The organism is Bradyrhizobium sp. CCGE-LA001 (genome assembly GCF_000296215.2).
Classification (GTDB): domain Bacteria; phylum Pseudomonadota; class Alphaproteobacteria; order Rhizobiales; family Xanthobacteraceae; genus Bradyrhizobium.
The window spans coordinates 3,325,863-3,349,067 of the sequence record NZ_CP013949.1; the positions used below are offsets into that span (position 1 = coordinate 3,325,863).

23 protein-coding genes are annotated in these 23,205 nt (G+C 63.6%); 4 read left to right on the forward strand and 19 right to left on the reverse strand.

Annotation, left to right across the window (positions count from 1 at the left end; all coding sequences use genetic code 11):
- Positions 1 to 5: 5 nt before the first annotated feature.
- From BCCGELA001_RS15190 to BCCGELA001_RS15255, 14 genes are all read right to left on the reverse strand, one after another.
- Positions 6 to 1,130, reverse strand: a complete 1,125-nt coding sequence (locus BCCGELA001_RS15190; RefSeq protein ID WP_008553186.1) for a CgeB family protein — start codon at positions 1,128 to 1,130, stop codon at positions 6 to 8.
- Positions 1,127 to 2,215, reverse strand: a complete 1,089-nt coding sequence (locus BCCGELA001_RS15195; protein ID WP_008553185.1) for a CgeB family protein — start codon at positions 2,213 to 2,215, stop codon at positions 1,127 to 1,129. The genes BCCGELA001_RS15190 and BCCGELA001_RS15195 overlap by 4 nt, the downstream gene beginning before the upstream one ends.
- A complete protein-coding gene (locus tag BCCGELA001_RS15200; protein ID WP_008553184.1) occupies positions 2,212 to 3,342 on the reverse strand; it encodes a CgeB family protein in 1,131 nt (376 codons plus the stop codon). Before BCCGELA001_RS15200 ends, BCCGELA001_RS15195 begins: the two co-directional genes overlap by 4 nt.
- Entirely contained in the window at positions 3,339 to 4,451 is a 1,113-nt protein-coding gene (locus BCCGELA001_RS15205; RefSeq protein ID WP_008553183.1) for a glycosyltransferase family 4 protein, read from the reverse strand. Before BCCGELA001_RS15205 ends, BCCGELA001_RS15200 begins: the two co-directional genes overlap by 4 nt.
- Positions 4,448 to 5,734, reverse strand: coding sequence for a TIGR04295 family B12-binding domain-containing radical SAM protein (locus tag BCCGELA001_RS15210; RefSeq protein ID WP_060735691.1), 1,287 nt, complete (start codon positions 5,732 to 5,734; stop codon positions 4,448 to 4,450). The genes BCCGELA001_RS15205 and BCCGELA001_RS15210 overlap by 4 nt, the downstream gene beginning before the upstream one ends.
- Positions 5,731 to 6,795 (reverse strand): NAD-dependent epimerase/dehydratase family protein, encoded by a 1,065-nt coding sequence (locus tag BCCGELA001_RS15215; protein ID WP_008553177.1) that lies wholly within the window; start codon positions 6,793 to 6,795, stop codon positions 5,731 to 5,733. The genes BCCGELA001_RS15210 and BCCGELA001_RS15215 overlap by 4 nt, the downstream gene beginning before the upstream one ends.
- Positions 6,795 to 7,907, reverse strand: coding sequence for an NAD-dependent epimerase/dehydratase family protein (locus BCCGELA001_RS15220; protein WP_060735692.1), 1,113 nt, complete (start codon positions 7,905 to 7,907; stop codon positions 6,795 to 6,797). The genes BCCGELA001_RS15215 and BCCGELA001_RS15220 overlap by 1 nt, the downstream gene beginning before the upstream one ends.
- Before the next feature lie 212 nt (positions 7,908 to 8,119).
- On the reverse strand, positions 8,120 to 9,325 hold the full coding sequence (locus BCCGELA001_RS15225; RefSeq protein ID WP_008553171.1) for a phosphopentomutase: 1,206 nt from the start codon (positions 9,323 to 9,325) through the stop codon (positions 8,120 to 8,122).
- Positions 9,313 to 10,266: a transglycosylase gene (locus tag BCCGELA001_RS15230; protein WP_008553170.1), complete on the reverse strand. Its 954-nt coding sequence runs from the start codon at positions 10,264 to 10,266 to the stop codon at positions 9,313 to 9,315. Before BCCGELA001_RS15230 ends, BCCGELA001_RS15225 begins: the two co-directional genes overlap by 13 nt.
- On the reverse strand, positions 10,266 to 11,030 hold the full coding sequence (locus BCCGELA001_RS15235) for a TIGR04290 family methyltransferase (protein ID WP_008553168.1): 765 nt from the start codon (positions 11,028 to 11,030) through the stop codon (positions 10,266 to 10,268). The genes BCCGELA001_RS15230 and BCCGELA001_RS15235 overlap by 1 nt, the downstream gene beginning before the upstream one ends.
- Positions 11,027 to 11,836, reverse strand: coding sequence for a sugar phosphate nucleotidyltransferase (locus BCCGELA001_RS15240; protein WP_008553166.1), 810 nt, complete (start codon positions 11,834 to 11,836; stop codon positions 11,027 to 11,029). The genes BCCGELA001_RS15235 and BCCGELA001_RS15240 overlap by 4 nt, the downstream gene beginning before the upstream one ends.
- 2 nt (positions 11,837 to 11,838) lie before the next feature.
- Positions 11,839 to 12,942 (reverse strand): CgeB family protein, encoded by a 1,104-nt coding sequence (locus tag BCCGELA001_RS15245; protein WP_060735693.1) that lies wholly within the window; start codon positions 12,940 to 12,942, stop codon positions 11,839 to 11,841.
- Positions 12,939 to 13,535, reverse strand: coding sequence for a histidine phosphatase family protein (locus BCCGELA001_RS15250; protein ID WP_008553157.1), 597 nt, complete (start codon positions 13,533 to 13,535; stop codon positions 12,939 to 12,941). Before BCCGELA001_RS15250 ends, BCCGELA001_RS15245 begins: the two co-directional genes overlap by 4 nt.
- The gene (locus tag BCCGELA001_RS15255; protein ID WP_060735694.1) at positions 13,535 to 14,635 is read right to left on the reverse strand and encodes an inositol-3-phosphate synthase; all 1,101 of its coding nucleotides are present in this window, start codon (positions 14,633 to 14,635) and stop codon (positions 13,535 to 13,537) included. The genes BCCGELA001_RS15250 and BCCGELA001_RS15255 overlap by 1 nt, the downstream gene beginning before the upstream one ends.
- Before the next feature lie 307 nt (positions 14,636 to 14,942).
- Between BCCGELA001_RS15255 and BCCGELA001_RS15260 the strand changes: the two genes are divergently transcribed.
- Together BCCGELA001_RS15260 and BCCGELA001_RS15265 are read left to right on the forward strand one after the other, a co-directional pair.
- Positions 14,943 to 15,230, forward strand: a complete 288-nt coding sequence (locus BCCGELA001_RS15260) for a hypothetical protein (RefSeq protein ID WP_060737662.1) — start codon at positions 14,943 to 14,945, stop codon at positions 15,228 to 15,230.
- 14 nt (positions 15,231 to 15,244) lie between these two features.
- Complete coding sequence (locus BCCGELA001_RS15265; RefSeq protein ID WP_008553146.1) at positions 15,245 to 16,222, forward strand: hypothetical protein; 978 nt, start codon at positions 15,245 to 15,247, stop codon at positions 16,220 to 16,222.
- On the opposite strand, the gene BCCGELA001_RS15270 is transcribed toward BCCGELA001_RS15265, so the two are convergent.
- Complete coding sequence (locus BCCGELA001_RS15270) at positions 16,165 to 16,947, reverse strand: Crp/Fnr family transcriptional regulator (protein WP_008553145.1); 783 nt, start codon at positions 16,945 to 16,947, stop codon at positions 16,165 to 16,167. The genes BCCGELA001_RS15265 and BCCGELA001_RS15270 overlap by 58 nt on opposite strands.
- A 259-nt stretch (positions 16,948 to 17,206) precedes the next feature.
- On the opposite strand from BCCGELA001_RS15270, the gene BCCGELA001_RS15275 reads away from it, so the two are divergent.
- On the forward strand, positions 17,207 to 17,407 hold the full coding sequence (locus BCCGELA001_RS15275) for a hypothetical protein (RefSeq protein WP_008553144.1): 201 nt from the start codon (positions 17,207 to 17,209) through the stop codon (positions 17,405 to 17,407).
- A gap of 61 nt (positions 17,408 to 17,468) precedes the next feature.
- Positions 17,469 to 19,265 (forward strand): SDR family oxidoreductase, encoded by a 1,797-nt coding sequence (locus BCCGELA001_RS15280; RefSeq protein WP_144441320.1) that lies wholly within the window; start codon positions 17,469 to 17,471, stop codon positions 19,263 to 19,265.
- Positions 19,266 to 19,423: 158 nt separating this feature from the next.
- Here BCCGELA001_RS15280 and BCCGELA001_RS15285 read toward each other — a convergent pair whose 3' ends face one another.
- Genes BCCGELA001_RS15285 through BCCGELA001_RS15300 form a run of 4 tightly spaced genes read right to left on the reverse strand, consistent with a single transcriptional unit; the run spans position 19,424 to position 23,111 of the window.
- The gene (locus tag BCCGELA001_RS15285; protein WP_008553131.1) at positions 19,424 to 19,801 is read right to left on the reverse strand and encodes a c-type cytochrome; all 378 of its coding nucleotides are present in this window, start codon (positions 19,799 to 19,801) and stop codon (positions 19,424 to 19,426) included.
- A 19-nt stretch (positions 19,802 to 19,820) separates the two neighbouring features.
- The gene (locus BCCGELA001_RS15290; protein WP_060735695.1) at positions 19,821 to 20,456 is read right to left on the reverse strand and encodes a c-type cytochrome; all 636 of its coding nucleotides are present in this window, start codon (positions 20,454 to 20,456) and stop codon (positions 19,821 to 19,823) included.
- Positions 20,456 to 21,295 (reverse strand): substrate-binding domain-containing protein, encoded by an 840-nt coding sequence (locus BCCGELA001_RS15295; protein ID WP_008553126.1) that lies wholly within the window; start codon positions 21,293 to 21,295, stop codon positions 20,456 to 20,458. Before BCCGELA001_RS15295 ends, BCCGELA001_RS15290 begins: the two co-directional genes overlap by 1 nt.
- Entirely contained in the window at positions 21,279 to 23,111 is a 1,833-nt protein-coding gene (locus BCCGELA001_RS15300) for a methanol/ethanol family PQQ-dependent dehydrogenase (RefSeq protein ID WP_060735696.1), read from the reverse strand. The genes BCCGELA001_RS15295 and BCCGELA001_RS15300 overlap by 17 nt, the downstream gene beginning before the upstream one ends.
- Positions 23,112 to 23,205 lie beyond the last annotated feature (94 nt).

Consider the following 23,205-nt stretch of genomic DNA (forward strand, 5'->3'; position numbering starts at 1 on the left):
CTCTCTCAGAGTTCGGCGACTTGCACCGGTCGGGCGGCGGGAAGCCGGGCCGGTTTGCGGCGGCGGCGCGCAGTTGCTTCGGCGTAATAACGTTCGAGCTGGCGAGCCCGATGGTCGGCGGTGTGATCGGCGAGGACACGTCGGCGCGCGTTCTCCGCGATCGCGCGCCGGCGGTCCTCAGGCATGTCGCGCAGGATCTCGATGACGTCGCGCGGGCTCGAGGCCAGCAGGATTTCCCGCGACGGCTCGAAAATGGTCTCGATCCCAGGCCATCGATCGGAGATTACCGGCGTGCCGCACGCGGCGGCTTCGAACAGCCGCACGCTCGGCGAGAAGCCCAAAGCGCGCATGTCGGCGCGGGTCGCATTCAGGGCGAAGCGCTGCTCCGCGTAGAACATCGGATGTTGCTTCGGCGCGATGTGCTCGATCCGCATGACATTGCCGGGCCAGGCGATATGAGCGGGGTATTGCGCCCCAGCGACGGCGAACTGCTCCGACGGCAGCTTACGCGCTGGCGACAGCAACAATTGTTCAAGGACGGGCTGCCGGTCCTCGCTATAGGTACCGAGATAGCCCAGCGACCATTTGGTCCGCGCCTGCTGCGGCTTGTAAGTATCGGTGTCGGCGCTGCAATAGAGAACACGTGCCATCGGGCTGCCGTACTGCGCTTCGATCATGCCGGGGACAGGACCGCCGGCGAAGGACAGATAGAGGTCGAAACGCGGGATCATCGCGGCGGACAAATAGTCGAGGCCCTGGTCGAGCTTCGCCAGCGTCACCGGCGTGTCGATGTCGTAGAAGGCGGTAATTCCCCGCGCCTGGCTCGTGATCCATTCGGAGATGGCGATGCCATCGGGCACATAGGAGCCGATGATGACGAGATCAGCCTCTCGGATCAACTTGCCGAAGCGATGAGGCATATCCGTCAGTGACTGATAAAGCTCGACAGTCCACGACGACGGCGTGGTCAGATCGCGATGCTCGCGATACCAGGCGACATCACGTTCCAGGAACGTGATTTTGTGGCCTCGTCGCGCGAGGGCTTCGATCAGGGCGCGATAGGTCGTGGCGTGACCATTGCCCCATGAAGACGTGACCGAAAGACCGACGACGACAATGCTCAGGTTCATTCTGCTGCCTCGATGCGCGAGCTGCTTCCGACGAAGAGATCATTGAACTGACGGGCGCGGTGCCGGTAGGTGTGTTGGCTCAGAATGCGCGCGCGGGCACGGCCGGCGATCGCGGCGGCGCGGTCGATGCTGAGGGCGCCGAGATGATTGGCCACGGCGGCTCCATTGGCGGCCACCAGCACTTCGCCATCGGGCTCGAGGAAATGGTCGATGCCGTCCCATTGGTCGGTAATCAGGCAGGCGCCTGCGCCGATCGCCTCGAACACCCGCGTCGGCGGCGAGAAGCCGTAGCGGGCCATGCTGTCGCGATTGACGTTGAGCGTGGCCAGGCCGGAGCCGAAAAATGCGTTGTGCTCGCCGGTGCCAACATGCCCGACCTTACGGATGTTCCTCGCGGTGTCCTTGGTCTCCCAGCCGGAGCCGCCGAGAACGAACGCCTTGTCCGGCAATTGCCGCGCGACGTCGAGGAAGAAATGCTCGACGCGCTGCTCGCGATCGGGCAGGCGATTGGCCAGCAGGCTGAGATCGCAGCTGAAGTCCGGCTTGGGCGGTGATGGAAAATGCGTCTCGGGATCGAGCGCGTTGTAGATCGGCACGCAGTCGCGTGCGCCCATGGCACGGTAGGCCGAGACGACCCCATCGCCGCCGCCATAGGTCAGGACCGTGTCGTAGGACGGAATCGCGCGCCGCAGATGATGCGCGGGATCGCTCGCCATGGCTTCGAGCGTGGCGGGAGCATCGACATCCCAGTAGATGCGCATGGTTCGGGAGGGCAAAGCGGCAACCGCCATCTCCAGCTCCTCGTCGAAGACGCCGACGCCGCTGGCCTTGATCAGCATGTCGGCCGAGTGCGCGGCTGCATCGAGCGAACTGCGCCAGCCGTCGGCGGTCGCGGGGTAGACGACGACCCTGGACCAGTCGGGATCGGCGATGTCGCGATGGGCCTGCCGCTCGAAGGCGTCGGGCTCGAAGAACGTGATGTCGTGTCCGAGCGCCGCAATCTGCTTGAGCATGCCGCGATAATAGGTGGCGGCACCGTTCCAGTAGGACGAGACGAGGCTGGATCCGAAGAAGCAGATCTTCATGCGGAGGCTCCGGCAATATGCAGAGGCTGTGACGAGCGATCGGAGCCGCGAATGGCCTCGACAATGTCCACAAGCTGTTGTGCGCGATGGCGGCAGGTATGGCGCTCCCGGACGGTCCGGAGGCCGGTCTCCACCATCGCGGAAGACAGCTCCCGATCGTCGAGGACGGCGCGGAGCGCGCGCTTCATCTCCGTGCCATCGGCTGCCTTGAGATAGGCGCCGTCCGGGAACATGCCTTCGTCATCGGACCAGGGAGCCGATACCAGGGGAATGCCGCAGGCGAGCGCCTCGAACACACGGATGGTGGGGATTCCCGGAAGCGACCGCACATAGGGGCCGCGCGGCACGTGGACGGTCGCGCGAGCGCTGGCGAACGCGACCGGCGCCCAGTGCGCTGGCAGCCAGCCACTATGGCGGATGCCTGCGGCCTGGATGGTCCGGATGGCGTCATCGGAGTAGCGAACGCCATAGACGCTCGCGCGCAACTTCAGCTCGGCAACGGGTTCGACCAGGAACTCGCCCAGCTCGGCGCCGCGTTCACCGTCGCCCCAATTGCCGATCCAGACCAGATCCTCGGTAGGTTCGACATTCGGCAGCGGGTGGTACAAGGTGACGTCGGCCGCCTCGTGCCAGGTATAGGCCCGATCGGCCCAGCCGAGCTTCATGTAGATCTGGCGAAGCACCTCGCCGAAGGCGAGCACGCCGTCGAAGGCGTCGAGATCGAACTGTGCAAGCTCAGCCGGCGCGGTGACCGCGCGGTGATGGGTATCGTGGAACAGCAGTGTGAAGGGAGCGCCGTGCGCGCGCTTGTCCCCGATCTGCGCGATCACATCAGGCGAATTCCATTCATGCACGACGACGAGATCGGCGCCATCGAGCGCTTCGTCGAGATCGAGCGATGTGTCGTAGCGCCGAATGCAGATGCCCGGGAATAGCTGGCCGATGTCTTGCAGGGCCTGACTGCCGCTCTCGCGGATGGCATTCAACCGGCTCCAGCCGTCGATGGGCTCGAACACGACGACCTCGTGACCGAGCGCATGCAGCGCGCGGGCGTAGCCGCGCAGGAAGTGGGCGTTACCGTTGTTCCAGCAGGAGGTGAATGCGTGATAGAACAGGACGCATTTCATGCGCGCACCTCGATCTGGCCGGCTTGTGGTGAAAAGCGGGTGGACGCGAGCAGTCCTTCGTAGAGCTTCCGATAGGCGCTCGTCGTGCGCGCCAGCGAATAGGTCAGGGCATGCTCGTAGGCTGCGCGTTGCAGGCGCGGCCTTCTGGTGCGATCGGCGCAAAGCTCGGCGAGGACCTGGTGCAACGCCTGACTGTCGTCGGGATCGACGAACAGGGCGGCATCGTTCCACAATTCCCGGGACGTCGGGATATCCGATAGCACGAGCGCGCAGCCGGCGGCAGCTGCTTCCAAGACGGAGAGGCCGAACGGCTCGTACAGCGCCGGGCTTACGAAAATCGCGGCGTGCTGGAGATGTCCGCGCACCTCGCTGTGCGGCAATTGACCAAGCCAGGTGACGCCTGCGGACGAATCTGCATCGGCGGGGCCAGCCACTTGAACCGGCCAAGCCAGTCCCGGTGCAGCCGCAGCCAGCACCCCGATATTCTTGGCTCGATCCCACAGTCGGCCTGCCGCGAAGATCATCTCCCGCTTTCGACTTGGAAGGTCCCCAGGAGCAATCCCGTTCCAGATCACGGCGCCCGGCGACCGGGGGTGATAGAGTCCCACGACGTCATCGTGGAAGGACTGGCTCGGGCAGACCCAGGCCTGCGCGCTGTCGAGCGCCGCGGCCACTCGTTCGGTATAGCGTGCCCACCGAGGCTCGTTGAGCCAGGCCGTATCCCGGCAGGCCAATGCCCATGAGTTGACGCAGGAGTGCGCCACCAGAACGGTCGGCGCACGCCACGACAAGGTCGCCTCCCGGAAACTATTGAGGTGGACGATGTCCGGACTGAACCGTGCTTCGAGGCTGGCGAGCATTCGTTCGGCCTTGAGGAGATCGCGCCCTTCCGGGTCCTGCCATTCCAGAGCGAGGTCGGTTTCGAAAAGGCGTACACCGGAGCCGCGCAGCATCTCGCGCTGGTCGACGCGGGCGGGCGGCCCCATTGTCGCAAGAGTGACCTCGGCCCCCGAAGCGGCAAGGCTTGAGGCGAGGGCACAGGAATAAGTCCACACGCCGCCGACCGTGTCGGTCGTCATCAAGACCCTGATGTCGGAGCTGCGGGTCATGGCGCCACCGGATGTTCGAGGGCATCGAGCGGGATCGGCCGTTCGTTCTGCACGTCGCTGAATCGGTCGAACATGCCAAGATAGTGCCGATGCGCGCGCTCCCAGGCGAAATCGTCGACCTCGCCCCACAGCTTTCGATAGTCAGGCGAGCCGGGATAGGGATAGAGCGGGACGGGGTCGTTGGCCCAGATGCCGGCATCCTGCATCTTGCGACGCCAGCGCTGCACCACGGGATCATCGTCCTCGGCGACCTCGATCAGATTGGCCTGCACGAAGGGAACGTGGCGGCGGGCTTCGACCAGCCGGTCGGCGAGTTGGTCGGTGGTCATCCTGCAATTCTTGGCCAGCGCCGCCCGTCCCTCCTCAGTGAGGCTCTCGACGCCGGCCTCGATCGAGACACAGCCGGCGCGGCCGAGCAGCGCGAGCATGTCCGGCTTCCAGAGATCGATGCGCGTCTGCACACCGAATTTGAGGCCGCGCGTGCTCAGCCCTTCCAGGAGCTCCGGGTTCGGCAAGAAGATCTCGTCGATGAAGTAGACGTATTCGACCCCTTGGCCCCGCAGCCGATCGATCTCGTCGAGAATGACTGCGGGTGGCCGCTTGCGGTAGGCGTTGCGGAAATTCTCCTTGGCGCAGAACGTACAATTGTAGGGACATCCCCGCGATGCCTCCACCTCCGCGCCAGGGCCCACTGGCTCGGCCTCGAACCGGTGGTGGTGGTGATGATGCCGCCGGATCATCTCGTCCGGCCAGTCGAGCGCCGGTTGATCCCTGAAGTCGACGGCCTGCGGGCCGCCATTGACCCGGATCGCGGCGCCGTCCGTAAAGCAGAGCCCAGGAAAGTCCCGCTCGCCGTTCGCGAGCCGCAGCAGGGACGCTTCACATTCGCCCATCACGATGATGTCGACCGCAAGCTTCCTGAGGGCCGCTCGTGGCGTCGTCGAGCCGTGCGGCCCGACCGCGACCAGGACCGGAGCGAGATCCCGCATGGCCAGAGCAAGCTCCTGTGGCACGCGCAGCTCCGGCGGTGCGCAGCGCCAGAACAGGTAGGTCGGTGCGGTCGTGAGGACGATCAGGTCGGGCTGGAATGCGCGCAGCTCGGCCTCGATGTCCCGGAGGGACAGATCGAACATATGCGCATCGAGCAGCAGCGTCTGGTGCCCGGCCGCCTTCAGATAATGTTCCGAGATTCCAAGCTCGAGCGGAAGGTGGGGAGACCGGCAGCCGAAATAGATGCTGCCGCCAAAATCCCAATTCGGATTGATCAGGGCGACGCGCGTCATGCCAGGGCCTCGCGATTGCTTTGAGCTGTGCCGAAGCGGGTGTCGAGCCAGGCGTGGAGTGAACGAAGTCCGTCGGCGATCGAGACCTGCGGTGCCCATCCGAGGGCGGTCGACAGCGCTCGGGTGTCGGTGACGTACCAGGGCTGATCGCCCGGACGCCAATCAGCAAAGTCGTACGTGACCTGGTGACCAGTCAATTCGGTAATGCGGTCGATGAGTTCCCGGAGGCTGACCGCATTGGCAGGCCCGCCGCCGAGATTGAACACGCGCCCGCGTGCGAGCGCGATCCGGTCGAGCACTGTGAGCCAGGCGGAGGCCGCATCCGATACATGCAGTGCGTCGCGGACTTGATAGCCGTCGCCGTAAATCGTCAGTGGCTTGTTTCGAATTGCACTCAGCAGGAAATGTGCGATCCAGCCTTGGTCTTCAGTTCCGAACTGGCGCGGTCCGTAGATGCAGCTCATGCGCATCACCACGGTCTGGAGACCATAGACCCGGGCATAGTCGTGGACGTACTGGTCCGCGGTCCCCTTGGAGCAGCCGTAGGGGCTGTAGAAGTCGAGCGGAGCGTTTTCGGAGATGCCGTCGGCCAACAAGTCGCTTGTGGGCGTATAACGGCGGCCGGTGAGCGCGATGTCGCTGTCCTCGATCAGGCGGCCATAGACCTTGTTGGTGGAGGCGAACACGATCGGAGCGGTGCTGTTGTGCAGCCGAACGGCTTCGAGCACGTTCAGGGTGCCGCGTGCGTTGATCTCGAAATCGGCGGCGGGCTCACTCACGCTGTCGGTGACGGCGACCTGTGCTGCCAAGTGCAGCACCGCGCGCGCCTCACGCACGGCATCGATCACCGGGATCGGTTCGCGAATGTCGGCCACCGCGATGGTGATGAGGTCGCCATGCCTGGATTTCAGCCATTGCGCGTTCTCGCGCACGCCGGCGCGGGCCAGATTGTCCAACACAAGTACGCGCTCGCCGCGCTGCGCCAGCCGGTCGGCAAGATTGCAACCGATGAAGCCGCAACCGCCGGTGATCAGGACAGGCCTGTTGTCTCGCTCGTTCATCACGCAACCAATCCTCGTTGCAGCAGCTCCTGGGTCGCCCGCTCGGCCTGGTCGTCGGCGATCTGGTCTGCGAGATAGTCCGCGAGCTCCTCCAGGCCGTCCTTGAAAGCGACGTGCGGCTCGAACCCGAGCAGGTCGCGCGATTTGCCGATGTCTGCGAAGCAGTGCCTGATGTCGCCGGCGCGGTATTTGCGCGTGATCTCGGGCGCGATGTCGCTGCGACCCATGACCTCGGCGAGGTCCTGGGCCACGGAGAGGATGGTGCGGCTCTGGCCCGAGCCGACGTTGAAGACGTCTTGCGTGTGCTCGGCTTCCAGCGCGATGCGGCAGGCGCGGGCGACGTCGTGCACGTGAACGAAGTCGCGCCGTTGCTCGCCGTCCTCGAACACGAGCGGCGGCCGGCCATTGAGCAGCCGCGCAGCGAAGATCGCGAGCACGCCGGTATAGGGATTCGACAGAGCCTGACGGGGACCGAACACGTTGAAGAAGCGCAGCGCCACGGTCGGGATGCCGTAGGCCTTGCCCGTGATCAGGCACATGCGCTCCTGCGCAAACTTGTTCAATGCATAGACTGAGCTGAGCGACGGCAGCTTGGTCTCCGGCGTGGGCACGGGGACGAGTGGATGTCCTGCACTGTCGTGCAGCTCCCATTCCCCTCTGCGCAGCTGCTCGATCGAACGTTCGTCGCAGGCGACGACGCTTTGATCGGGGCTGCGATAGAGACCTTCGCCATAAATGCTCATGGAGGAGGCGACCACCAGCCGTTCGACCGGGCGCTTTGCCAGCGCCTGGAGGAGCACTGCCGTACCGAGTTCGTTGGTCCGCACGTAAGGCTCGATGTCGTACATGCTCTGACCGACGCCGACGGCGGAAGCCAGATGCAGGACCATGTCTGCCCCGCGCAAGGCGTGTTCGACCGCAGCGCTGTCGGTAACGTCGCCGACGACGAGCTCGGCCTCGTCGGCGAGATAGGAGGGGCGCTGACGGTTACCTCCGTGGACCTGCGGCGAAAGATTATCGAGCAGCCGGACCTCGTAGCCAGCCGCAAGCAGTACATCTGCCGCATGAGAACCGATGAAGCCTGCGCCCCCCGTGATCAATGCCCGCGTCATTCAGCGCTCCGTGCAACCTTGAGATCGGTCCGTTCGGGATCGATCGATGATGTCTGGTGAAGCGCGCCTTACTGTCTGGTCGGACGACCTGCACGCCAGTCACGTTTGGAGTCAGAAGCGATGCAAGGAATGTTCGTTCCTCCAAACTGTACAAACGAATATTTCTCTAACCTGGATCAATAACCCAGGTGAATCCGCCAGCTTGTTGCCCGCTAGAAGTACGCGCCGTGCAACAGCTCTGGCAGATCCAGATGCTTCGCTACCGTCGCGCCGATATCGGCAAAGCCGGCGCGACGGCCGATCGGAAAAGACGACTGCGCCATCCAGACCAGGATCGGCACCTGCTCGCGGGTGTGATCGGTGCCGCTCCAGGTGGGATCGCAGCCATGATCGGCGGTGATGATGAGAAGATCATCGCTCCGCAGGCGGCATAACAATTCGGGAAGTCGATCATCAAAGGCTTCGAGTGCCGCGGCGTAGCCGGCGACATCGCGGCGATGGCCGTAGAGCGTGTCGAAGTCGATGAAGTTGGCGAAGAGCAATCCACCATTCGCAAGGCTCTCTAGCCCCTTGAGCGAAGCATCGAAGAGCGCCATGTTGCCGTCACCGCGCATGTTCCGTCCGGTCGCGCGATGGGCGAAGATGTCGTCGATCTTGCCGATCGTCACGATGTCACGACCGGCGTTTGCAGCAAGATCCAGGATGGTTTGCCCGGGCGGCGGCACCGAATAGTCACGCCGATGTGCGGTGCGCTTGAAGTCACTCGCATCTGTACCGACGAATGGCCGGGCAATGACGCGGCCGATGTTGAGGGGATCAATCAGCCGCCTTGCGATTGTGCAAATCTCGTACAGACGTTCGAGCCCGAATGTCTCCTCATGCGCGGCAATCTGAAACACGCTGTCGGCCGAGGTGTAGCAGATCGGCATTCCCGTTCGCATGTGGCGCTCGCCGAACTCGGCGATGATCTCCGTGCCGGAGGCGTGGCAATCTCCGAGAATCCCGGGTAATCCGGCTTGCTCGCAGAAGGCGTTCGTCAGGCCGGCGGGGAAGCAGGGCGTCGTTCGGGGAAAATAGCCCCAGTCGAACGGGACCGGTACGCCGGAGATCTCCCAGTGGCCTGATGGGGTGTCCTTGCCCCTCGAGATCTCGCTTGCGCAGCCAAATCGCCGGTGCTCGACCTCACCGTCCAGCCCCGGCGGTACGCGCCCGCTTGCGAGTCGGCAGGCCTCCCCAAGGCCGAGCGCGACAAGATTGGGCAACCGAAGCGGACCCTCGCGCGCGGCGCTGTTGGCGCGGCGGGCCGCGCAGGCCTCCGCGATGTGACCGACCGTGTCGGCGCCATCATCGCCATAGCGTGCGGCATCGGGCGCGCCGCCGATGCCGACCGAGTCCATCACGAGAATCAGGGCACGCATGTCGGCTCCCTGATGGGGGGATCGGCTGACGTGCCGGCGGATGCAACACCGGTCTTCGTGCAGTAGCGATCGACCATCGATGCACAGAAATCGGCGAATTCGTTGACGTCGAGCGGCGGGCTGGTGTGATGCGGCTCGATGCCCCGGTGCTCGGGCGTGAAGCAGAACGTCACCGTGACCTGAAATTCCGCCAGCGCCTCCATCTGGCGGTCGAACCAGGCGAGTGCATTAGGGCGGAAGCTGTCGGCCCATGACAGACCCGTCCTGAGATGGGTCACGCCGAGACGACGCATCCACTGCACCGCGTCGTCCAGGCGATGATCCTCGAAGTGGAACCACTGGCACAGTCCCATGGCCGGCGCATATGCGCCGAATAGATCGGCGGCCGCCTTCGGCGTGCCGTCCTCGCGCAGAAGGCCCATGTGGAAATGCCGGTAATAAGATGAGCCTTCGGCTTCCTTGTGCCGTGTCGTTGCTTCCCAGGCGGATGGAAGGTCATAGAGGCTGTACCAATGAATGCGCGGGGCACGGCCGATCAGGAGCTCGGCGGTGCGCGAGAGCCCCCAGGCTTGCATCTCTTCGGCGCCGAACGAGGAGACACCGACCTCCGTCACCCAGACGGGCAGGGTGGTGACCGCCTTGATTTCCTCGAGCTTGGCCGGCCATTCACCGATCTGCCATAAATTCCAGTCGATCGGAAAGCCATGCACGGCGACCGCATCAAAATGGTCGAGCACGCCGCGGCGCTGCATGTTACGTATGAAGGATGGATCGATCGGCGAGATGCCGCCGAGGACGATTGGCAATGCGGGGCGCGTGCTGCGGATCGCCTTGCCAGCGGCGATCGCGAGATCGGCGAACATGGCCCAATCCGGATCGATCAGGAGATCCCAGTGCGACTTGTTGTTCGGCTCGTTCCAAATCTTGGCCGCCTCGATCATCAGCTCGTGCTCCGGGATGGATAGACGGGGCCATCGACTTGAGGCCGCTCCGTTCGCCTGCAGAGATAGACTTCCTCTTCCGGATGCGCGCTGATCGCAAAGCCGGCGCTGCGCAGCATGGCCTCGACGCAGGCCCGGTTCGGTACCCACCAATTGGTGGGGTCGTCGGCATATTTGTGCTCGATGAAGTGAAGCTTGGGATAGCCAGCGGAATCGAACTGGTCGGTGGTCCAGAAATCGTAGTTGTTCTCGATCGCGTCGACATGGCTGTCGCCGCGCTGCATCGACTGAAACAGCAGCAGGTCCTTGGCGACGTGCTCGTGGATGAGATCCAGTGCCAGAAGCGGATGACGCAGGTGGTAGAGCACGCCCATGAAGATCACCAGATCGAACTTCTCGCGGAGCTGCCCGACATCATAGGCCGACATCTTGCGGAATTCGACCCTGAGGCCCTTCACGTCGGCAGCGAAACGCGCCTGCGCCAGGTACTCTTCGTCGTTGTCGAGGCCAAGCACGCGCTCGGCGCCGCGCCGCTTCATCTCCATGGCATAGAAACCGGCGTTGCAGCCGATATCGAGCACGGTCTTGCCTTCGAGACGGTCCGGTATGATTCCGGAGAAACGACGCCATTTCACGTTGGGATAGTCGCCGAGGAAGTGGCTAGGCGCGGTCGGCACGCCATTCAGGTCGAGATTGTGAAACCATGGCCCGAGCGCTTCGACGCGCCTGCGAATTTCCTCGCGCGTAAGCAGCGCTCTCGTCATGCCGTCGCTCCATTGTCCATTGCGGGGACCGGTTGAGCTCCATCCGAGTAGGTGCCGGCGCGCAACCTCGAGCGGCCGTCGGTGCCGGTGCTGTCGGCCAGAAGTGCCATCGCCGTGCGGTAGCCATCGACGGTGCCTACATCGACATAAGATTCGCCCGCCTTGACTCCGATGCCGAGGCCGCCGGCCTGGAGATAGGCGTTGACCAGAGTTCCGAAGTACTCGTCTCGCCGCTCTCGTGCGTTCCAGAGCGCGTGCAAGTCGCGGAAGCCGTTGGCCGACATCCTGAATGCGCCCCAGATCCATCGCGAGGTTGGAGTCGGCTGCTTCACCTGGATCTCGCGCACGCTGTCGCCATCGAGAACCACGGCATCGAAGAATTCCGGGCGCTCGACCGGGAAGAGCAGGAACGACAGGTCGGCATCGGGCAGGGCCTGCAAGGCGGCCTTTGGAAACCAGACGGTATCGGGCAGGCCGACCATGACGTCTTCGTCATGGCCGACAACGGTGCTGGCCCGGAAGACGGCGTCGCACAGTCCCGATGCGTTGGGCTGCACGACATAAGCGAGCTGAGCGCTGCCGTAATGATCGCCGAAATACTCCAGAATGTCGGATTTCCCCGGCGAAATGACGAAGCAGATCTTGTCCGCGCCGCCGAGGATCAGCCGCTCCAGCAGATATTCGGAGACCGCACAAGGGCGCTCCGTGCCGTCGTCGCGCCGGCTGCCGACGGGCAGCAGCTCCTTGGAGAACGCCAGCGGTTGGATGCGACTGCCGCGGCCCGCGGCCGGAACGATGCCCCACATGATCAGGCCTCCGCGGATTGCGGGCGGTGCGCACCGCTGGATGCCGCCTGTTCGAGCAGCGACACCAGCTCGCACGCGCGCTTGTCGGATGTGTGCTGATCCATGGTCCGCTCATAGGCAGACCTCGCGACGGATTGAAGCTCGACGTTCGACATCGCCAATGCGGCCAACGTGTCCTCTGCGTCGCGCGCGATCAAGATCTCCCTGCCGGGCGCGAAGAACTCTTCGATTCCCGGCCAGTCGTCGCTCAGGAGCGGGACGCCACAGGCGGCCGCTTCGAACAGGCGGCCCGACGGGCACCAGCCCATGTCCGCCATCGCCTTGCGTGTGACGTTGAGGGTCAAGCGGGAGGACGCAAAGAACGGCGCATGCTCAGATGGCGGCAAATGCCGCACGAAGTAGATGTTGGATGACCATGGGAAGTCGTCAGGATATTGCGCCCCGGCGATCAGGAAGCGCAGGTCCTGCCGCGCCCGTGCCGGTTCGACGAACAGCGCTTCAAGCCCGCGCTGGCGATCTTCGGAGTAGGTGCCGAGATAAGACAGATCTGCGCGGTAGTGCGGTTGTGGCGGCACCGGGCGATGAATGTCGCTATCGACATGGCCATACAGGGGGCGGATATCGCGGGCGCCGAGCCTGTCGTGAAATTCTCGGGTCACGCGTGGTCCACCAGTGAAGCTAAGAACGAGTGCGAAATCTTGTAGGCCTCGCGGCCCGACATAGGGGACGGTTTCATTCGCCATGAGCCGTGCCAGCGTGACCGGAGTATCCAGATCATAGAAGACGGGAACGGCGCGCCCTTCGGACACGATCATTTCGGTCGCCGCGATCGCGTCGGGACAATAGGACGTCACGATCGCGACATCGGCATCCCCGACGTCGCTGCGGGCGAGGGAGCGGGTCTCCTCCCAACTCGAAAACAGTCGCAGCGCGCCGCCCGGCAACTCGTCGAAGTCGCGGGCGCCGGCATAATAGGGCACATCACGCTCGTAGAAGACGACGGTATGGCCGAGGCGCATCAGATGCTTGCAGAGGCCTCGCCAGAGCGTCGCGTGGCCGTTGCCCCAGGAGGAGGAGATGGTCAGGCCGAAAATGACGATCTTCACGCCGGCACCCGCTGGTTGATCCGCATAATCTTGAACCCGCGGTTGTCCACGCTGAGCGTGGAGATGCTGGATGGGTCGATCTCAATTGAGAGGAAATCGTCGAGTCGCATGCGTGCGTAGTGCAAGAGGGCCGCCCGGATCGGCTCGGCATGACTGACGGCGATGACGGTACCCGCGGAGTGATCGTTGCGGAGCTGCTTCAGATGGTCGACGACGCGGTTCTGGAGCGAGCGCATGCTCTCTCCGCCCGGTGGTCGGGTGCTGCCGCGCCGTCTGTTCCAGCGTGACCATTGTGGGTCGTCGTTGAGCTCCTCGAAGGACCGGCCGGTCCATTCACCGTAATCGAGCTCGTCAAGCGCGGGGACGATCTCGATCGGCAGTGCGAAGTGAGCCGCCAGGATGCAGGCTGATTGCATGCAGCGCCGCTGCGGGCTCGACTGGATCAAGGCCGGTCGCGGGCTGACGGTCACGGCACAGCGCGCCATCTCCGCGCAGCCGATCTCGTCGAGGGTGATGCCATTCATCCGGCCGCATAGCGTGCGGCCGAGCAGGGCGTGGTGGCCGTGACGTACGAGATGAATGATCCTCGCCATCAGGTGTACGCCTTGTCATCGATGAAGGCGCGCGTCCGCCGACCGGCCTCCTCGTCGGTGAACTGCTGCGGCGGCGATTTCATGAAATAGCTGGAGGGACCGGTCAGAGCGCCCCCTTGGCAGCGGTCCATGGCAAGCTTTGCGCAGCGGACCGCGTCGATCACGACGCCGGCCGAGTTGGGGGAGTCCCACACTTCGAGCTTGACCTCGGCGCTCAGGGGTACGCCGCCGAACGTCGTGCCTTCGAGCCGGATGAAGGCCAGCTTGCGGTCGGTCAGCCAGGGCACGTGATCGCTGGGCCCGACATGGATGTTGTCGGAAGAGATGGGGATGTCGAACTGGCTGGTGACCGCCTGCGTCTTGGAGATTTTCTTCGAGGTCAGCCGCTCCCGTTCGAGCATGTTCTTGAAATCGGTATTGCCGCCGACGTTGAGCTGGTAGGTGCGGTCGAGCCGCACGCCGCGATCGCGGAACAGATTGGCCAGCACGCGGTGCACGATGGTCGCACCGACCTGGCTCTTGATGTCGTCGCCGATGATCGGAAGGCCTGCATCCTCGAACCTTCGCCGCCAGTCCGGATCCGACGCGATGAAAACGGGGATGCAATTGACGAAGCCGCAGCCGGCTTCGATGGCGCGTGCTGCGTACCATTCGCTGGCGCGTTGTGAGCCGACGGGCAGGTAGGATACCAGTACGTCGGTCCGTGACATCGCTAGCGCCTCCGAGACATCGGCCACCGGGACATCGGCCACCGGAATATCGTCTTCGAGATAGTGCCCGATGCCGTCCATGACAGGACCGCGTTGAACGACCACGCCGGTTTGCTCGACATCGGCAAAACGATGCGTGTTGTTCGGCTTGGCAAAGATGGCGTCGGCGATATCGCGTCCGACCTTGCTCGCGTTGACGTCGAATGCGGACGCGAGCTGAATGTCGCTAATGTGATACCCGCCGAGATCGACGTTCATCAGGCCGGGCACGGGCTCGTTCGACTTGGCGTTCCGATAGTAGGTGAGCCCCTGGACGAGGGAGCTCGCGCAATTGCCGACGCCGACGATGCCGACGCGGACGCGGCGCCTGTCCTGAAGACGGGAGTGCATGGATTGAAGACCTCCGGAAGACGCATGGTGTCAGCGTAAGTAGGTCGGCGAACGTACCGGAAGGTAAGTTCGTTCCTGTGCTGGAGCCGCTATGCCCGCACCTAGATCGATTCAGGGCAACAAAATGCAGCAGCCTTAACCTGGGATAGAATCCGTGGCCGGCCAAACGGAACGAAGATCATCCTGGATGAAGATGAAGAAGATGATGCTGCCGGCATGGCCGAAGCGTGCGAAGAACAAATACTGGCGGCCCGCGTTTCACCGCAATCACGCCGGTTATGCCGGATCTGCACAAGCGAGGTGCCATATGACGTCCACGACGCAGAACAGCGAAGCCCAGCAGACGACCGATCACGCCGCGATCCGCAAATGGGTTGACGAGCGCGGTGGGCAACCCGCGACAGTCAAGGCGACGGAAGAGGATGGACACGCCGGCATCCTGCGCATCGATTTCGATCCGCCGGACGATGCACTCGACCGGATCGGCTGGGATGAGTTCTTCGACAAGTTCGACGAGGCTGGAATCGCCTTCCTGCATCAGGACCGGACCAAGGACGGGGAGATGAGCCGCTTCCACAAATTCGTCCGTCGATAGCCGGATCTCGGGAGGTGACGAACGGCTGGGTGGAGGCCATGCGAGCCGGCGACTTTGCACGCGCCTGGGCCATCAACGACCACGATCTCGCAACGGCGGATTACCCGCCCAAGCACACCGGTCCGCGTCATCTCCAGCGGATCTGGCGCGGAGAGCCGCTCGCGAACAGGCACGTACTCGTGCGATGCTATCATGGGCTCGGCGACACGATCCAGTTCCTTCGTTTCATGCAGCCACTTCGCAGCATGGCGCGCAGCGTCACGGTCTGGTGTCAGCCCGAATTGCTGCCGCTGGTGGAGCGCACGGCCGGTGTGGATCGCGCGCTCGCGCTGCATGACGGTGCGCCCCAAGTCGACTTTGAGGTGGATATCGAAATCATGGAGGTGCCGCACGCGATCGGCGCGGGAAGAGAGTACATCGAGATGGGCGGCCCGTATCTGACATTGCCGCAGAGAGGCATGTCTGCGCCGATTGACCGCCAAGGGCTGGCCGTCGGCCTGGTCTGGGAGGTCGGTCAGTGGGACAAGCGGCGCGCCATCCCCCCAGCATTGTTGCGGCGTCTCGGCGTTTCCGGCGCAGTGCTTCATTCCCTCCAGAGAGAGGCGGCGGCTGAAGATCTCGCGCAGATCGGCGCTCGGGACATCAGCACGCCCGACATCGCTGCTCTCGGTCATCTTCTCTGCCAGCTTGATCTGGTGATTTGCGTCGACACGATGGTCGCGCACCTAGCGGGGGCACTCGGATGCGAAGCCTGGGTACTGCTGCATGCCGATTGCGACTGGCGCTGGCCTTCATCGGGGCGTCGTACGCTTTGGTATCCAAGCCTTCGGCTGTTTCGTCAAAAAATCGCCGGTGATTGGGGCGCTGTCATCCTGGAGGTGCGCGAAGCCTTGGAAAAGAGTGCACGAAGCCCGAGCGAAAAGTCGCAATACCGTCAGGCCAGCGCGACGTCGTCTTTAGCCGATTCCGGTTGCGGCGGTCGCTTTTCTTGATCACGTGGTCGGTAACCAAGGTAGGCAGGATCGAAGCCGGCCACTCGGCACAATCCAGGCCAGTCCGAAATCACCAGAGTCTTGCCCTGCCATTGCAGCAGCTTGCAGCGCCGCAGTTCCTGGATGGTTCGGTTGGCATGGACGGGGGAAATGCTGCAAGCCGCGGCGACATCGGATTGGGTGAACGGCGAAGACAATCTGAAATCCTTCGCGAGCCCGACATTCTGCAGGCGTGTCGTGATCTCACAGAGCAGGTGGGCCACCCGCGTCAAGGCGTCCCGGCTACCGAGGTTTATGGTCCAGTTGCGCTGTATCGCGTGGTCGCGAAGCAGCATCAGCAGCAGAGTCCGCGACATCGCGGGCGAGCGCGCCGATAGTTCGCGAAAGAAGCGATGTGGCACCAGCGCGACCACGGCGGGACCGAGCGCGATGAGGTTACCCTCGATGCGGGGCCGGTAAACTGTCTGAAGGTCCGCGATGTCGCCGGGTACGGAGATCGACGTGATCTGCCCGTCTGTTCCCCGGGCATCCTGCCACGAGAGATAGCCCTGGAGCAGAAGACAGCATTGATGGCTGTTGTCGCCGTGGCGCAGGATCGCCTGATGTGAATTGAAGTGCGCAATCGTGCTCGGCATGTTTGCCAGCAGATCGAGGTCGTCGGTGGTCACGTCACCGAGACTCGCCAGGTGATCAGCGAGCTTGGAAAAGGCAAATCCGGTTTGCATTAGTCATCCGATCCCCGCCGCCTGTCTCGACTCTGACCCAAATGGCAAAGGAGGGGCATTCACCTTTGATATGATCCGCCGATTGATGGGGCATCATCGACGGGTGCAGATTGACGTTGACCGGTCTCCAATGTTCCTCGTGAGAAGGCAGCAGACCTCGCCAAGATTCGATCAATAAGTCGATCGATCATTAACAATGTTGAATCACCCGCCGCCACCGATGCTCTAGTGTGAGATCTTTCCGCTGGAGGGGGCCCGCATGTTCGACACCGATACGACGGCGCTTTTGCGCGCCGTGCTCGAGGAAGTTTGCGCAAGCGTCTCCCGTTGCGAGATCGGCGCCAGAACCCACGTGGCCGCGAAGCTTCTCGAAGCGGCGACAAGAGGGCAGACCTCTCTTGACGACCTCAGGCAAGCCGGTTCCAGGGCATTGTCTGAAGCCTCGACCATGCGCGGGTGACAAGTGCGAGGAACGAGCGTCGTGCCCGGGGACTTGAATAGGTCCCGCCCGGATAACGCTCATGCACGAAATTGACGCCTCCACATCGACTGCAACCCTGACGAGGGTGACCGACGAAATCTGGATCGCGGATGACGCTCCGATCAGCGCGGCAGGCTTACGTCTGCCGGTTCGCATGACGGTCGTTCGGCTGTCGAATGGCGACCTCGTGCTGCACTCGCCGGTGCGATATTCGCCCGCTCTGCACAATGAGTTGGAGCGGCTCGGAACAATCAGATACCTGCTCGCGCCGAATGTTGCGCATTGGATCTTTATGCCTGCCTGGCAAAAGCGTCTGCCGCAAACGCTGACGTTCGCGGCGCGAGGGCTGTCGGAGCGGAAACAGGTGCGACAGGCTGGACTCCGCGTTGACCGCGAGCTTGGCGACGTGACGCCGGCAGAGTGGGCTGCCGAGCTCGAAACCATCGCCGTGAATGCACCGGTGTTTTCAGAGGTGGAGATATTCGATAAGCGGAGCCGCACGTTGATCCTGACCGATCTGGTGCAGAACCTCGAGCCCCACGATCTTCCCGCGTCAAATCAGGCCGCTGCAAATGTTCTCGGCATCGCCAAGCCGGACGGCAAGGCGCCGATTTATCTTCGGCTCCTGTTGCGGCTCGGCGGCCGTTCAGTACAGGCCGCAGCTGAACGGCTCGTCAGCCTGGCGCCTGAGCGAGTCATTTTCGCGCATGGCGACTGGTTCAAGGCGGAGGCGGCCGAACGTCTCCGGCGATCATTGCGTTGGCTTGTCCAGGTGGATGCCCGGAGGCCGTCGCGGCGGTCCATGGCGGGAACACGTGTCGTGATCACGGGAGCATCCAGCGGAATTGGCCGCGCTGCGGCGCTCGCGTTTGCGCAGGAAGGGGCAAGCGTGGTGCTCGCCGCACGGCGCGGCGAGATATTGACGCGCCTCGCGGCAGAGTGCGAGGCGCTTGGAGGCCGTGCGTTGGCAGTTCCGACCGATGTCGGCGATGCGGAGGCGGTGCAGCGATTGGCACGGCAGGCTGACGATGCCTTCGGCGGGATCGATGTCTGGATCAATAACGCCGGTACCGGCGTGTTCGGCGCCTACCAGGACGCCGATCTCGCGCTTCACCGCCGAACCATCGAAGTCAATCTGCTGGGAACCATGCACGGTGCGTTTGCGGTGCTTCCGATCTTTCTCCGCCAGAACCGCGGTATCCTGATCAACAACATCTCGCTGGGAGGCTGGGCGCCGACGCCGTTTGCGGCCGCCTACACGGCGAGCAAATTCGGTCTGCGCGGGTTCACGGCGAGCCTGCGCCAGGAGCTTGGCGAACATCCGAACATCCACGTCTGCGGCGTGTTCCCGGCGATGGTCGATACACCGGGATTCGTACACGGCGCCAATATGTCCGGGAAAAGGCTCGATCCGGGTCCGCTGCTGTACCAGTCGGAAGACGTCGCGCAGGCCTTCTTGAACCTGGTCCGTGCGCCGCGCGATGAAGTGGCCGTCGGCTGGCCTGCGCGCGCCGGCCAGATGGCCTATGCCGCCGCACCGACACTGACTGAGCATTTGCTGGGCGGCGCATTCCGCTTCCTCCTGTCGCGCGCGAGACGCGCGCCGATCAGCGAGGGAACCATGATCGAGGCGTCACCGCGAGGCTCGTCGGTCGATGGAGGCTGGCTGGCACGGAAGCGACTTCCGCCGGCTGGCGTCATCAGCAAGGGGCTTGCGATCGTCGGAATAGCTGCGTGCGTAGCTTTCGCGGCCTCAACAATTGCTCGTCCGCACAGGCAGATCGCGCCCAGGCGCCGCCGGCATCGGCAGGCCGTATCGCATCACGGCAGCGCGTAGGCGCGTACGTGATCGCCGAGCTCGGCGCCAAACGAGCCGTGACCGCCATCGACCGTCACGACGTATTGTTTTTGTTCGCCGCGCCCTCACAACGGTGATGGCTAGCGATGGCGCGTCGCGGAACCACTGAGCCGAACCATGAGTGGGAATCATATGGCCTACTTGAGCGTATACAGAAACGCCGCGATGTCGCGCGCGTCCTTCTGCGGGATGCCCATTCTCGGCATGGCGTTACCGGGCAACGCGCGCTGCGGATCTTCGATCCAGTCGGCCATGTTATCGGGCGAATTCTGGATGTAGCCGGCAATGTAGGTCCGTGTGCCGATCCGGTGCAGGGGCGGGCCGACATTTCCGTCGGCACCGGCGATGCCGGGAATGTCGTGACAGCTGCCGCATTGGTATTGCTTGACGAGGTCGGCGCCACGGCGTGTGTCGCCGACGAAATTATCGGGGCCGGCAGCCTTGCCGTTGTCGCAAGCGACCGCCGGCAGAGCCAGCAGGGCGGCGATGAGCGATCGTGTCGTCGGACCCAGCATCGGCTGCTCCGCTTCTCCATCAGGGCTTTTGGCCGAACTTGAAGGACTTGGTGGCGGACCACGGATCAGTCGTCGAAACCTGCTCGCTGGGAACTTGCTCCACGTCAGGCGAAAGCGGACTGGCCGAGAAGGTACGGCCCCATTGCCTGTTCGGCTCATTGCTGATCTTGCCGATATAAGTGACGAGGTCCCAGATCACGCTGTCGGGCAGCACGCCCCCCCACGCCGGCATTCCATTGGGCCGCCCCTGATGGATCGACAGATAGATGTTCTCGGGTTGCGATCCATAGATGAAGATGTTGTTGCTCAGCGCCGGCCCCATGCCGCCGCCGCCGTTCGGCGCATGGCAGCCGACGCAATTGAAGTTGACGTAATAGGTCATCCCGCGCTGCGCCGCATTGGGATCGCCCTGCACCGGATTCTTGATCTGGGGCGGATCGGGCTGTGCGCCCGGGAAGAGGGTGGTCACCGGAACTTGCATGAACACGCCGGGCCGGCCGCTGCCGACGCTGCCGCCGAAATTCGGCGGAGGCGCCAGCGTCGGCATCTGCGCCTCCTGCGACTGCGGCAGAGTTTGCTGGGCAAGCAATGCGCCGTTGGGTGCGGCCGCCAGCAGCAACGTTACGGCACTGGCGCGTAGCATTGGACCGGACATCACGGATGCCCTCCTGATGCCGTCAGGGCCATGTCGACCAGAGGCACGCCGTAACTCCGCAACAGTGCGGCAATATCGGACCGATGCGCGTCGATGAACGCATTCAGCTGGTCGCGCAGAGCGTGATCGCCTTTGCGGACGCCCATCGAGATAGCGAACTGGAACTGTTGAGGCGCAAAGCGCTCACTGTCCTTGATGGGGGCCACTGCCAGCGGCACCTTGGCATGCGTGGCGAAATAGCCGGCTAGCGGCCCCCAGGCTGCGGCTATGTCGATCTCGCCATGTTCGACGGCCTCGATCAGGCGCGCCGGAGGATCAGCCCGGCGATAGTCGCCATAGATCGAATAGCCGCGGACATTGTCGACGATCCCGAGCTGGCCAAGCGCCTGCGCAGGAGGCGGGTTGTTGCCGTCATCGCCGACGAGATGGACGCCGATGGTCAGGCGATGGAGGCGCGGATCGAGTAAGGAGAAGAGATCGAGATGCTGGTCCTGACGGCTCACGAAAACATAGGTGGAGCGATAGTAGGACTTCGTGGTCTCCACGAACTCGTATCCGGAGGGCACGCCCATCACCACGTCGCATTTTTCTGCCTTCAGCGTGTTGCGGATGAAGCCGCGACGCTGCGCCCACCAAGTGTAGGACAGAGATCGCTCGAGACCCTTGGCGACCATCGTCGCGAGCTTGTTCTCGAAGCCGGCCTCGGCGCTGTTGGAAAACGGCAGATTGTTCGGATCGGCGCAGACACGCAGCTCGCCGTTCGCCGCGGCGGATACGGAGGACGTGATCCCGATCAGGCCGGAAATCGCAACAGCGGCACAATCACTGCGCAGGCGCATGGCTGGCACTCCCGAGCTTGAACACCAAGAGCTCGCTGCCGCCGGCGGTGTAGAACGGCAGGTCCTGCATCGCACCGGTGAAGCCGAGCGTGCCATTACGCACGCGCTGATCGACCTCAGCATTCGCCACCGCACCGGGCCAGCCGCCGACGCCCGAGAGGATTGCGATGTATTGCTGCCCGTCCGAGCCTCGATAGGAGACCGGTTGGCCGATGAAGCCGGAGCCGGCGCGAAACTGCCAGAGCAATTTGCCGTTCCTGGCGTCCACCGCCTTGAACAGACGATCCATGGTTCCGTAGAACGCGACGTCGCCCGCAGTCACCAGCGCGCCGCTCCAGACCGGCAGCTTCTCGTGAATCTCCCAAACTTTCTTGCGGACAACCGGATCCCACGCCATGAACTCGCCGCGGTGCCCGCCCGGACCGGCATACATGTCGACGTCGGCGCCGACATAAGGCGTGCCGGCGATGTAGCCGACCTGCGATGCCTTGAAATCCATGCAGAGATGCTGATGCGGGACGTACAGCAGCTTGGTACGGGGTGACCAGGCGGACGGCTGCCAATCCTTGGCGCCCGGCGCGGTCGGACAGATGTTCTCGACGGTCTTGCCGACCAGCGGCGTCTTCTCCTCGTTAGGAATGATCTTGCCGGACTTGAGGTCGACGCCCTTATAGGCGTTCACGAAGTCATAGGCGTCCGCGGAGATCACTTCACCGGTGGCGCGATCCATGACGTACATGTAGCCGTTGCGGCCGGGGTGAATCAGAACCTTGCGCGGCTGACCATTCAGCTCGAGGTCGACCAGCACATTCTCGTTGATCTCGTCATGGTCGAACAGGTCGTGCGGGTTGACCTGATACGCCCACATCGCATGCCCGTTGTCGGGATTGCGGGCAAAGATCGTCGCACTCCAGAGATTGTCGCCACTGCGCTGGTTCGCGTTCCACGGGCTGGGATTGGCGGTGCCGTAATAGATCAGATTGAGCTCGGCATCGTAGGAGATCCATCCCCACGCGGTGCCGCCACCGACCTGCCATCGGTCGGCTGGCCAGCTCTTGACGCCGAGATCCTTGCCCTTGAGGTTGTCGTAGAACGGCTTGAAATCGTGGCCGATCAAGACGTCCTTGTCGGGCCCCGTCGCGTAGGCGCGCCAGGCGATGGCTCCCGTGTTTTCGTCCACGGCAGTGAGCCAGCCGCGCACGCCGAGCTCGCCGCCGCTGTTGCCGATGAGAACCTTGCCTTTCACGACGACAGGCGCCATCGTGATGGTCTCGCCCTTGTTGATCTCGCCGAGCTTCGTGTGCCAGAGCTCCTTGCCTGTCTTGGCGTCGAGCGCGACCGAGTGATTGTCGAGCGTGTTGAGAAAGATCTTACCATTGTTGAAGGCGAGCCCGCGATTGACGACGTCGCAGCATGCAACACCCGCCGCGGCAGGCTCGGGCTTCGGAACATATGACCATTTCAGCTCGCCCGTGGTGGCATCGAGTGCGAACACGCGGTTCGGATAGGGGCCGGCATAGGGGCCGACCACATACATGGTTCCGTCGATCACGAGAGGCGCTGCCTCCTGACCGCGGTCGGCTCCGACCGAGAACGTCCAGGCGAGCTGCAGGCGCGATGCGTTATCGGTGTTGATCTGATCGAGCTCGCTATAACGGGTGTTGGCGTAGTCGCGCGCAGCCATCGGCCACTGAGCGGGATCCTTCATGCGGCTGGCGAGATCAGTCTGCGCCATCACCGGCGAGAGCAATGCACAGCAGGCGCAGAGCGCACTCAGCGTTCTCCCCAGCAACCGCCTGAGGCCAAGCATTAACATAGGTGAAGATCTCCACGGCATTGACGAGGCCGCGCCGCGTTGCAGGCCGGTTTGCGAACGTACAAACCTTGCGCTCTCGCTTGGTTCCAAAGCT

What these genes read in the sequence shown, in the direction of transcription:
- BCCGELA001_RS15215 (WP_008553177.1), bottom strand. Translation starts at nt 6,795, where the DNA reads ATGAACGAGCGAGACAACAGGCCTGTCCTGATCACCGGCGGTTGCGGC.
- BCCGELA001_RS15280 (WP_144441320.1), top strand. Translation starts at nt 17,469, where the DNA reads ATGCACGAAATTGACGCCTCCACATCGACTGCAACCCTGACGAGGGTG.
- BCCGELA001_RS15190 (WP_008553186.1), bottom strand. Translation starts at nt 1,130, where the DNA reads ATGAACCTGAGCATTGTCGTCGTCGGTCTTTCGGTCACGTCTTCATGG.
- BCCGELA001_RS15295 (WP_008553126.1), bottom strand. Translation starts at nt 21,295, where the DNA reads ATGCGCCTGCGCAGTGATTGTGCCGCTGTTGCGATTTCCGGCCTGATC.
- BCCGELA001_RS15250 (WP_008553157.1), bottom strand. Translation starts at nt 13,535, where the DNA reads ATGGCGAGGATCATTCATCTCGTACGTCACGGCCACCACGCCCTGCTC.
- BCCGELA001_RS15260 (WP_060737662.1), top strand. Translation starts at nt 14,943, where the DNA reads ATGACGTCCACGACGCAGAACAGCGAAGCCCAGCAGACGACCGATCAC.
- BCCGELA001_RS15235 (WP_008553168.1), bottom strand. Translation starts at nt 11,030, where the DNA reads ATGACGAGAGCGCTGCTTACGCGCGAGGAAATTCGCAGGCGCGTCGAA.
- BCCGELA001_RS15300 (WP_060735696.1), bottom strand. Translation starts at nt 23,111, where the DNA reads ATGTTAATGCTTGGCCTCAGGCGGTTGCTGGGGAGAACGCTGAGTGCG.
- BCCGELA001_RS15200 (WP_008553184.1), bottom strand. Translation starts at nt 3,342, where the DNA reads ATGAAATGCGTCCTGTTCTATCACGCATTCACCTCCTGCTGGAACAAC.
- BCCGELA001_RS15290 (WP_060735695.1), bottom strand. Translation starts at nt 20,456, where the DNA reads ATGTCCGGTCCAATGCTACGCGCCAGTGCCGTAACGTTGCTGCTGGCG.
- BCCGELA001_RS15275 (WP_008553144.1), top strand. Translation starts at nt 17,207, where the DNA reads ATGTTCGACACCGATACGACGGCGCTTTTGCGCGCCGTGCTCGAGGAA.
- BCCGELA001_RS15285 (WP_008553131.1), bottom strand. Translation starts at nt 19,801, where the DNA reads ATGCTGGGTCCGACGACACGATCGCTCATCGCCGCCCTGCTGGCTCTG.
- BCCGELA001_RS15210 (WP_060735691.1), bottom strand. Translation starts at nt 5,734, where the DNA reads ATGACGCGCGTCGCCCTGATCAATCCGAATTGGGATTTTGGCGGCAGC.
- BCCGELA001_RS15220 (WP_060735692.1), bottom strand. Translation starts at nt 7,907, where the DNA reads ATGACGCGGGCATTGATCACGGGGGGCGCAGGCTTCATCGGTTCTCAT.
- BCCGELA001_RS15195 (WP_008553185.1), bottom strand. Translation starts at nt 2,215, where the DNA reads ATGAAGATCTGCTTCTTCGGATCCAGCCTCGTCTCGTCCTACTGGAAC.
- BCCGELA001_RS15205 (WP_008553183.1), bottom strand. Translation starts at nt 4,451, where the DNA reads ATGACCCGCAGCTCCGACATCAGGGTCTTGATGACGACCGACACGGTC.
- BCCGELA001_RS15270 (WP_008553145.1), bottom strand. Translation starts at nt 16,947, where the DNA reads ATGCAAACCGGATTTGCCTTTTCCAAGCTCGCTGATCACCTGGCGAGT.
- BCCGELA001_RS15240 (WP_008553166.1), bottom strand. Translation starts at nt 11,836, where the DNA reads ATGTGGGGCATCGTTCCGGCCGCGGGCCGCGGCAGTCGCATCCAACCG.
- BCCGELA001_RS15255 (WP_060735694.1), bottom strand. Translation starts at nt 14,635, where the DNA reads ATGCACTCCCGTCTTCAGGACAGGCGCCGCGTCCGCGTCGGCATCGTC.
- BCCGELA001_RS15225 (WP_008553171.1), bottom strand. Translation starts at nt 9,325, where the DNA reads ATGCGTGCCCTGATTCTCGTGATGGACTCGGTCGGCATCGGCGGCGCG.
- BCCGELA001_RS15230 (WP_008553170.1), bottom strand. Translation starts at nt 10,266, where the DNA reads ATGATCGAGGCGGCCAAGATTTGGAACGAGCCGAACAACAAGTCGCAC.